Here is an 8756-nt window from a genome sequence, read left to right on the forward strand (position 1 = left end):
AATACGAATAGAGCCCGATCGAGCACCCATCGGCACCAACCCTTCCCGGCCGCTATCGATTGGTCGACCGGTCGGCGATCCACATGGCGACGTTGGGCCACAGTTGGCGATGCGACCGGGACCCCACGGCCAATCCAATATGCCCCGCGTCGATTGACATTGCTTGGACGTCGTTTGATCCAACATACTGTTCGATTGCCAATGTCGACGACGGTGGTACAAGGTCATCCCGGTCGGCGACCAGCATTAGCAGCGGACAGGTGATCTTGCTAAGCTGAACCGGTTTTCCGTTCAAGCGGAATTCACCTTTGACCAACTCGTTGCGCTGATACAGTTTTTTGACGAACTCGCGAAATGTTTCGCCAGCAATCGGTATATTGTCATTCGCCCAATGTTCCATCGCGAAGTAGTTTTCCAAAAAGTCTTCGTCATCAAGCTTTTCATAAAAACTTTGGTACTTGGCCACAAAGTTTGAGATAGGGTCCCGCAACTGGAATGTTGACTGCAGAAACGAACCCGGACAATTACCAAACGCGTCGATCAGCCCATCCACATCAAAGTTCTCTTCTCGGGTCCATAGATTCAGCAGTCCCCCGGTATCATCGAAATCGATCGGAGCTGCCATCAGGATCAAATTGCGAACTTGATCGGGATACAACGACGTGAACATCGTGGACATCGTTCCGCCCATGCAATAGCCGAGCAGATTGACCTGCGGCGAATCCGAAAGATCGCAAACAAAGTCGACGACGTTTTTCAAAAAGCCGCAGATATAATCTTTCAAACTCAGTGAACGATCCGCTGCGGTGGGGATGCCCCAGTCAATCAAATAGACATCGAACCCCCGTTTCAGTAGTTGTCGGACAACGCTTCGCCGCGCTTCGAGGTCCAAAATGTAGGGACGATTGACCAACGCGTAGCAGATCAGAATCGGTTCGCCCAAATCGACCGAGTCGTTGCGGAATCGTAACAATTGCAGCGAATCTTCTTCGTACACGACATCGTGTGGCGAGTGTGCAATTTGCACATTGCCGGCAATCTTGGGCACCTTGGTCGCATTCATTATTCGCTCTTGCATGCGAAATGTTTCTTGCCAAGCCATTTTTTGGTAGTCAAAGAACATATCCAATAGAGGCGTCATTGTAAGGTTTCCATTGCAGCGGTGAGTGAAAGGAAAGAGGCGTGATCTGTGTGGCCGAAAGGACGTTCCCTTGCTACATCTTGATCCCGCCGTTGACATCCAGCACATGTCCGGTGATGAAACCGGCCGCGGGTGACGAGAGGAAAGCGACGCTGGCGGCTATCTCGCTAGGCTCACCCAAACGTCCCATCGGAGTTTGGTTGATGACCGCTTGCAGCGCACTATCTGGAATCCCCTGCATCATGCGAGTTTTGATAAAGCCCGGTGCGATGGCGTTTACCGTGACTCCTTTGCGCGCGTATTCGCGGGCCAACGTTTTCGTTAATCCCAACACCCCTGCTTTGGCGGCCGCATAGTTCGCTTGTCCAAAATTTCCAACCTCGCCGACAACACTGCTGATATTGACGATCCGCCCCCAACCACGATCGGCCATGTCGTCGACAAATTGTTTGGCCATATGAAAGACACCCGTCAAATTGACTGCCAAGACATCGTCCCACATCTCGATCGACATTTTCTTGAACGATCGATCTCGCGCGATTCCTGCGTTGTTGATCAAAATATCGACTTGTCCAAGGTCCTCGAGCACGTGGGGACGCAGCTCGTCGACGGTTTCACGATCACCGATGTCATGTGCATAACATCCGCTCAGCCGGCCCATATCACGTATTTGTGCACAGACGTCCTCGGCAAATTTGCAACCGGTGTAATAGGTCAATGCGACATCCGCTCCTTGCGCGGCCAGTGTCAACGCGATTGCTTTGCCAATGCCTCGCGACCCTCCGGTGACCAGTGCCTTTTTCCCTTGTAACGTCAAACAGGGTTGTTCAAAGGGTTCATAGGTGACTTGTTGTAGCTCCGCCGACATCGAATGGTTCCTAACATGGGTTGGGGTGAATTGCTGTTTGAACACGCGGAATCGGTGATCCCCCGGTTCTGCAGTGCTTGCTGGACCTCTCGCCTGGCAAATGATCCGACTGAACCGAAACTTTGTTGCTTCAGTTCTTAGGTGTATCCCGCGTGTTGCGATCGGTATCGTCTTGTAAAGCCGACTCGATTTTGTCGAGCCGATCTTGAATTTCACTCAGACGGGCCAGGATCATCTCGTCCATCCCTCGCACACGTTCAAACAATCCGCTGATATCGCTTGCGGTTGGGATATTGGCATTCCGCGTAAACTCTTTTTGTAGATCATTGACTTTCATTTTGGTTTCAATGATCGCATCCATGTTTTGTTTCATGGCGTTCAGAAAGAACGGGCTGCGAAGATAAGCGTCGATACTTTGGCTTGTCGCTTGCATCCATCGTCGTTGCCAAAGTCTTGGATCGGCGTGCCCATCATCGCTTTGCATCATTCGCCGAGTTGTTTCATTCGCCTGTTCGAGAAATTGATTCCAAATCTCGACATAGGGTTCAACGAATGGATTCGCCGCAGGATTCGGTCCGGGGTGAGTCGACATGTTCGAGGTCTCGTGCTGATCTTGGGGGGTAAATAGAAAGAGACTTATTCCATGCGTTCGACGGCCATCGCGACCGCTTCACCACCGCCGATACACAGGCAAGCGATGCCACGTTTACCGCCGGTGCAAGATAACCCGGTCAACAGCGTTACCAGGATTCTTGCTCCGGTGGCACCGATGGGATGACCGAGTGCGACAGCTCCGCCGTAGATGTTCAATTTGTCCTCGGGCACTTTCAAGTCACGTGCCGCAGCCATCGCAACATTGGCGAACGCTTCGTTGATTTCGAACAGGTCCACCTCGTCGATCGACCAGCCAATTTTGTCAACCAATTTATGAATCGCGCCGATCGGGGCGATCGTGAACCATTCGGGTTCACGACTAAAAGTGACCGAGCCGACGATGCGAGCAATGGGGCGAAGACGCAGACTTGCACAGTGTGAATCGGATACAACCAACAATGCGGCTGCCCCATCATTCACACTGGATGCATTTCCGGCCGTCACGGTGCCTTGCTCGCTAAATGCTGGGCGTAGCTCGCGCAGCTTGTCTTCGTTGAATCGGGTGGGCTCTTCGTCATCGCTAACCTCTTTCGTCCCCTTTCGCTGGGGGACGCTTACCGTAACGATTTCGTCGTCAAAGATCCCTTCACTTGTCGCTTGGCGGGCGCGTAGATAGCTGCGGATGGCAAATGCGTCCTGCTCTTCCCTGCTGAAGCTATACTCCGCTGCACATTGATCACCGTAGGTCCCCATGTGTGCGTTGCCGTATGCATCCCACAGCCCGTCTTGGATCATCGAGTCGATCAATTTTCCATGACCGATGCGATATCCTTGGCGTGCTTGCGGTAACAAGTACGGTGCCAAGCTCATGCTTTCGGTACCACCGGCAATGACGACGTGCGAATCTCCAAGCCGGATTGCTTGCTCGGCAAACATCACGGCTTTGAGTGACGAGCCACAAACCTTGTTGATTGTCGTGGCTCCTACCGACGCCGGCACGCCCGCATAAATCGAGCACTGCCGGGCCGGATTTTGTCCGATTCCGCCACTGACGACATTCCCCATAATCACTTCGTCAAGTTCGTCAGCCGCCACGCCACTTCGCTGAAGCAATTCGCGGATACAGGTCGCCCCCAATTCGGTGGCGGGCACCGTCGATAGCACGCCGCCGAGGGCACCAATTGGCGTGCGGACTGCCGCGACGATTAGGGCTTCGTTTGGCATACTTGAATCCATTTGTTCATCGCTTCTTGGAACTGTTGCATTTGGGTTTCGGATGTCTCTTTCATCAAGTCCAATGCACTGCGACAGAGCGACTCACATCGTTCACGTAGCTGTTCGGGGTTTTCAGACTCAGCGACACGAAACGCCTCCTCGAGCGATTTGATACCGGCGCGGTATTGCTGGTCCAGCATCGCGCGATGTTTCTGCATCAAATCGGTGACCGTATTGGCCCATTCTTGCTGCACATTTTGTGTTTTGCTGTTCCAAGCCGTGTCGGCCCCAGGGAATCCTGCCGACCACAGTTTGGCGTATTGTCCGTAGGATTCTTGTTGCATTTGCAGGGCCGACTGCGTCGCTTTGCGAAAGCTGTCAAAAGCCTGCTCGAATAATTTGCTGGTGGGTTCGCTTGCAGTTGCCATAAAGGATCCTCGTTCGGGGTTCAAATCAAAGGGGGTAGATAGAGACGGTTTGCAATACGTTTGCCACCGACAAATGTTGTGGGAAAGCAGGATTCAAATGATGCCAGGCACCCGGATTCAAATGATGCCTGGCAGCGGGGACGGACCGATGGGCAACGTCGAGCCGCGAATTAAAGCCACCGAACCCGTCTTTGCTGCCAATAAATTGATGGTGTATTGGGTGAGCCCAGTCGTTTGGACAAAGGCTTGTCGTGATGGCTAGTCGGTCTGAGGCAGTTCTTCGTCCTCTTCATCTTCTTCGTGGGATTGGTACCATTCGTCCCAGCACTGGACCCAGTGATCCTCGGGCAGTCGTCCCGGGGGGAACGGCATCTGGATCACTGGTTTGCCATTGCCGACCGCAGTGGCGGTGTTGAGGTCGAGGATCGAAGGAGGTGAGGATTCATAGGGAACAATTCTCCCCAGCACACAACCGGTTTCGTCACAGACCTCCATCGGAAGCCGAGTTGAAACTAAGATTGATGATTGGTTTTGATCGAGAGACAGTGCGGTCATCTTTGCGAGACTCCATGAATTGAAAATAACGCGGTTTAGGATGCGAGTTCCCTTTGGTTAACCACGAGTGAAAAGAACAGTCCATTGCCGGTGTGCGTCGCAGACGGTGGGTTAGGAACAAACTTGACACGCAATCCGATGTGAAGATCGTCCCGCGGCGGAACTAGCTTTGCCGTCACCAACGCGCCGTTGGACAGCTGGATCAAGGCCAACACCCATTGGTCGTCGAGGCTCTCCTGGCAACTGCCACTGGCTTTGCCATCGATCTTGTTTGCCGTGTTTTGCGGTTTGCAAGCTCGGACCGTGGTGTACGAATAGACTTCACCAAACTGCGACACCGCATCGACCCCGTCGTAGTCACAGCGGGAACAAATTTGCTCATGTTCATCCGCCAAGCGACCGCAGCGACGACAAAAACCAACGCTTCTATCGACCAGTGGCGGACGCTTTACCGTCGCCGGATTTTGATCGAGATAAAGGGTGTTCATAACACGCTTCCCATGAAGTAAAAATTGCCGGCTCCAATGCCGTAACACTCGACTACGTCCGTGGTTCAAGTCGACCGTTGCAAAATGTGCGTGACGACCGTCGCCCCGCTGCCACCAATACTCTGTGTCATCGCAATCGACTGATTGCGAACCTGATTGGGCCCCGCCTGGCCGCGTAATTGCAAAGTCGCTTCGACGACTTGATAAGCTCCACTCGCACCGACGGGATGACCGCGTGCTTTTAAGCCGCCAAACGTACCGACCGGCAATCCACCGTTGCGATCGATACCACGTTCTCTGGCAAATTGCGGCGCCGTTCCTCGTGCTGTAAACCCGCTCGATTCGAGACTGAGTGCCGCAATGATCGTGAACGCATCATGGAGTTCGAGTAGATCAATATCGTCATGACGGACGCCGGCTTGTTCCATGGCCGCTAGTGTGGAATCCTCGGCAGCTTGCAACCACAGTGGGTCCTTTCGCTGTTGGACGCTGAGCGTATCGGTGGCGTTTGCGCTGCCAATCACGTTGACCACGTTGTCACGGTTTTTTGCATATTCGTGACTGCAAATCACGACGGCCGCGGCACCATCACCGATCGGGCTGGCGTCGTACAATCCGATCGGGTCAGCCACCATCGGTGATGTTAAATATTGTTCTTTTGAACATTCACTGCGTAATCGTGCGTTGGGATTGAACACGGCGTTTCGATGAGCGACTTCGGCGAACACCGAAAAGTCCATTCGCATCGCGTTGTATTCGTATAAGTAACGCTGCATTAGCAAGGCGTTGAGCGTGATGAAGCTGGCGTCGTTCGTGACTTCGCGTTCGTAGTCGGCTGCGGCCGCCAAAGCACGCGTCAGTGTTTCGCGTGCGATTCCGGTCATCTTTTCAACGCCGACGGCAAGTACGACTTCGTGAGTCCCCGAGGCGACCGCCATCACGGCCTGGCGAACCACTGCACCGCCGCTGCCGCAAGCGGCATTGACCGTCATGCACTCGACGCCGTCATTAGAAATCTCAGACGCAATGAGTGGCCCAAGATGAGATTGGCCGGTCACTTCGCTCGACAACATGTTGCCAACGTAGATCGCGTCAACATGCTTCACGTCGGCATCGCACAATGCGGCACTACACGCTTTGCGAGCCAGCGACTGAATCGACTGATTCTCGTGCTTTGCCACCGGTGTTTGCCCAACACCAAGAATTGAAACATTTCGCATGATCCGATTCCCATCCCTGTGTTTAAGAGTTCTTTCGCCAACCTGGTCGTCAACGTTGATAGCACTCGACACATAAAAATGTTGCTCGCCACACACTGCGTCAAGCAGCGTCGTGTCCGGGTTGAAATCTAGCGGGGGGATAAACGTTGCATATGGGGGATTCCCTGAAACACCGATCGGCGAATCGCATGGATAGCAGGTTGAGCTCGTATGCAACTTTCTCCGGCGTAACGAAAACAACGCGCAAGCCAACGGCTTTGGTTTGCAATGCGATCAATGAGTTAGGCGACATTCTGTGAATGCCTTCCGGAGTTGCATGCGACTGCGTCTGGGCTGTGCGTGCTTTTTGCGCATCGCCGCTTGCGCATTCTTAATGCCAAAGCAAAAGGGCTTGGCAAACCCAATCAGCTAAAGGTGGGCTTTGTGACATCAATGACGTTGCTAGGGATCTCGGCGTCGCCATCTTAGTGACGATCATTTTGATCGGTTGCGAGCATGATGCTCACGCAAGTGAGACAATCCACACACAGCAAACATGGATTGTTAACGATGCATCGAGCGGCACTCTGAATAGCGGTCTCCCGTCGCCCCCTTATTGTCTCCGCTGCGGAAGCATGATTGCCGCACGGCACATGAAGGAAACGCGTTTTGAGACTTCGTTTTGTGAAGTTAGGCGAAAGAACTCGACAACATGCCGCTTGGCTGAACGATCCATTTCAGGCGATCGCGGCGGGTATTGGTGGGGTGGCTTCACCATCAAAATTGTTTTGCAAAAATTAGTGCAGATCGTCGCTTCGCGAAGTATGGTTCGCACATTCCCACGCATTTGTTAATGCGACAGTTTACTCACAGCAACGGGACACTCGTGTTAAGCGACAAATCAAGCAAACAAGATTACCGAACATGCTGTGTCGATGGCCATCGACGTGTGGTTTACTTAATCATTTTTTGGAAAGCTGCATCCAAAAGTTAGGCAGTGTTCGGTAGCAAACTCGACGGTAGAAGTTTGTTGAAATTCGTTTCGCGGAAGGGCTTTCACCGTAATGGACGAGGTCACGAGTCCCGTCATGTGATAAGTCGCGGGGACTCGTAACCTCGTCCACTACCTCTAAAGCTGATGGTCGATCTACGACATGTCCAGAAAGCTCTACCGCAACAGCCAAAGCGTCAACGTAGGACGCGTGTTCTTCGGAGAATGTTTGAAACGCCGAATATGTTTCCGAACGTTTGCGTAGCACAACGTGGGTCGCAAACGAATCGCTGCGATTTACGGTGCAGGGCGATGTCGTTCTCGGCGTGCTTGTCGAAACGATCGGATATCCGATAGTGGGTGTCTCAATGTGGCCGTGATTAGCATCGCTTCGACGTTAGTCAGTGTGACGCCGAGCATGGCGATTCGAAGCGGCCAAGTCGACCATTGCAGAAAGACCGCGATGACTCCAGCGATCATTAGCAACCAACATGTCTTGGCGGCTCGCGTGTGGTAGCTGGGAAATTGCTTGAACTTGATCAGACTGAAGCCGCACGAACCGGCGTAACTGAGCAACGCCAGTCCGATCCATCCAGATTCTTGCACCAGCAGATCGCTGCGAAGGTATACAAGCGACAGTAGCAAACAAGCGTACAGTGTCACATCGGCAATGGTGTCAATTTTGGGGCCGATCGAGGAACGCTGGTTGAGCAGAATCGCCAGTTTTCCGTCTACCCAATCGGTCGCAGCAAGGAAAAGGAAGAATCCAACAACCCACTGCGGAAAACCGGCGACGGCAAGACCGACCATGATCCAAGAACCGAAAAATCGAATGACACAAAGTGCATTCGGTAGTGTCGCCCATCGATCCGGCGGCAAAGGCACGGACACGGCGTCGGTATCAGCAGTCGAACTCATCGATTCATCCATAGGAAGTAGTAGAAAAAGAGTGGCGCTGTGAACGTCAAACTGTCGATCCGGTCCAGAATTCCGCCTTGTCCCGGTAATAGGTTTCCGCTGTCCTTGACTCCGACTTCACGTTTCATTGCCGACATGTTCAGGTCGCCCATCTGCCCCGCGATGGACAGCAGCAGTCCCGCGGTTAGGCACTGCAACGGCGGCAACGCGGTCAACCATGCACCTAGCAACATGGCGGTGACCGAGGTGACGATCATTCCACCCAGAAATCCTTCCCATGTTTTCTTGGGTGAAACCGTGGTCAGTTTTCGGCGTCCAAATCGTCGTCCCACCATTGCTTGAGCGATGTCATTGATTTC

Annotated in this window: 11 protein-coding genes; 1 reads left to right on the top strand and 10 read right to left on the bottom strand. The window is 53.1% G+C overall.

The window, feature by feature from the left end; genetic code table 11:
* Nucleotides 1-52: 52 nt before the first annotated feature.
* The 5 genes from phaC to RMSM_RS34715 form a co-directional block, all read right to left on the bottom strand.
* Nucleotides 53-1141 carry a class III poly(R)-hydroxyalkanoic acid synthase subunit PhaC gene (gene phaC, locus RMSM_RS34695; RefSeq protein ID WP_052031945.1) on the bottom strand — a complete coding sequence of 363 codons (1089 nt, stop codon included), beginning with the start codon at nt 1139-1141 and terminating at the stop codon, nt 53-55.
* Between the two features lie 73 nt (nt 1142-1214).
* Nucleotides 1215-2009 (bottom strand): beta-ketoacyl-ACP reductase, encoded by a 795-nt coding sequence (locus RMSM_RS34700; RefSeq protein WP_008708790.1) that lies wholly within the window; start codon nt 2007-2009, stop codon nt 1215-1217.
* Nucleotides 2010-2139: 130 nt separating this feature from the next.
* On the bottom strand, nt 2140-2601 hold the full coding sequence (locus RMSM_RS34705) for a hypothetical protein (RefSeq protein ID WP_008708792.1): 462 nt from the start codon (nt 2599-2601) through the stop codon (nt 2140-2142).
* Between the two features lie 44 nt (nt 2602-2645).
* Nucleotides 2646-3827 carry a thiolase family protein gene (locus tag RMSM_RS34710; RefSeq protein WP_008708794.1) on the bottom strand — a complete coding sequence of 394 codons (1182 nt, stop codon included), beginning with the start codon at nt 3825-3827 and terminating at the stop codon, nt 2646-2648.
* Complete coding sequence (locus RMSM_RS34715) at nt 3809-4246, bottom strand: hypothetical protein (protein ID WP_008708796.1); 438 nt, start codon at nt 4244-4246, stop codon at nt 3809-3811. Before RMSM_RS34715 ends, RMSM_RS34710 begins: the two co-directional genes overlap by 19 nt.
* Nucleotides 4247-4343: 97 nt before the next feature.
* Between RMSM_RS34715 and RMSM_RS41605 the strand changes: the two genes are divergently transcribed.
* Complete coding sequence (locus tag RMSM_RS41605; RefSeq protein WP_160168442.1) at nt 4344-4508, top strand: hypothetical protein; 165 nt, start codon at nt 4344-4346, stop codon at nt 4506-4508.
* Here the strand turns inward: RMSM_RS41605 and RMSM_RS34725 are convergent.
* The 5 genes from RMSM_RS34725 to RMSM_RS34750 all read right to left on the bottom strand — a co-directional run.
* Nucleotides 4505-4801 (bottom strand): hypothetical protein, encoded by a 297-nt coding sequence (locus RMSM_RS34725; protein ID WP_040771111.1) that lies wholly within the window; start codon nt 4799-4801, stop codon nt 4505-4507. The two genes, RMSM_RS41605 and RMSM_RS34725, sit on opposite strands and share 4 nt — an antisense overlap.
* A gap of 35 nt (nt 4802-4836) precedes the next feature.
* Nucleotides 4837-5289, bottom strand: coding sequence for a PhlB family protein (locus RMSM_RS34730; RefSeq protein ID WP_008708801.1), 453 nt, complete (start codon nt 5287-5289; stop codon nt 4837-4839).
* A gap of 65 nt (nt 5290-5354) precedes the next feature.
* Entirely contained in the window at nt 5355-6509 is a 1155-nt protein-coding gene (locus RMSM_RS34735) for a thiolase C-terminal domain-containing protein (RefSeq protein ID WP_008708803.1), read from the bottom strand.
* 1267 nt (nt 6510-7776) lie between these two features.
* Nucleotides 7777-8397 (bottom strand): CDP-alcohol phosphatidyltransferase family protein, encoded by a 621-nt coding sequence (locus RMSM_RS34745; RefSeq protein ID WP_052031946.1) that lies wholly within the window; start codon nt 8395-8397, stop codon nt 7777-7779.
* Nucleotides 8394-8756, bottom strand: a 363-nt coding sequence (locus tag RMSM_RS34750) for a phosphatidate cytidylyltransferase (protein WP_040771113.1), incomplete at its 5' end; no start/stop codon positions are given. The genes RMSM_RS34745 and RMSM_RS34750, both read right to left, overlap by 4 nt.

This window comes from Rhodopirellula maiorica SM1 (genome assembly GCF_000346295.1).
Taxonomy (GTDB): Bacteria; Planctomycetota; Planctomycetia; order Pirellulales; family Pirellulaceae; genus Novipirellula; species Novipirellula maiorica.